Here is a 672-nt window from a genome sequence, read left to right as displayed (position 1 = left end):
GGGCAATTCGATCTCGACCCGCTGACGTTCGCCGCCGATTTCGAGCTCGACCCGCCTGGTGCCGGCGACGCGGCGGCTGGCGGCGACCGTGCCGGCGATGCAGCCGTTGCATTCTTCCACCAGATCGACGTCGTGCGGGCGAAAGAACAGCGTCGCTTCGCCTTGCGGTGCGTGCGGCGCGGAAAGCCCGATCGGCCGGTCGGCGATCCAGACCTGGCCGTCCTCGACCTTGACCGGAAGCGAACTCGATTCGCCGATGAAGCCGTAGACGAAGGGCGAGTTCGGAGTGTCGTAGATTTCGTCGGCGGTGCCGACCTGCTCGATGCGGCCCTGGCTCATCACTACGACGCGGTCGGCAAGCTCCAGCGCCTCTTCCTGGTCATGGGTGACGAAGACCGTGGTGTGGCCGGTGGCGTCGTGGATGTCGCGCAGCCAGCGGCGCAGTTCGCGGCGCACCTGCGCATCGAGCGCGCCGAACGGCTCGTCGAGCAAAAGCACGGCCGGTTCGATCGCCATGGCGCGGGCCAGCGCCACGCGCTGGCGCTGGCCGCCCGAAAGCTGTGCCGGATAGCGTTTTTCCAGACCGGAAAGCTGAACGAGGTTGAGGAGTTCCGAGGCGCGGCGGCGGATTTCCTTCGCCGACGGGCGTGACGGCCCGTGCCGGACCTTGAG

General features: G+C 68.0%; 1 protein-coding gene. It reads right to left on the bottom strand.

What is annotated here, in order from left to right:
* On the bottom strand, window positions 1-672 hold a 672-nt coding region (locus NKI47_RS35000; protein ID WP_352596411.1), incomplete at both ends, for a sulfate/molybdate ABC transporter ATP-binding protein.

It is taken from the genome of Mesorhizobium sp. M0633, from assembly GCF_040320645.1.
Taxonomy (GTDB): Bacteria; Pseudomonadota; Alphaproteobacteria; order Rhizobiales; family Rhizobiaceae; genus Mesorhizobium.
Note: the sequence above shows the minus strand (reverse complement) of the source record. Positions and strands in the feature narration are given on the sequence as shown.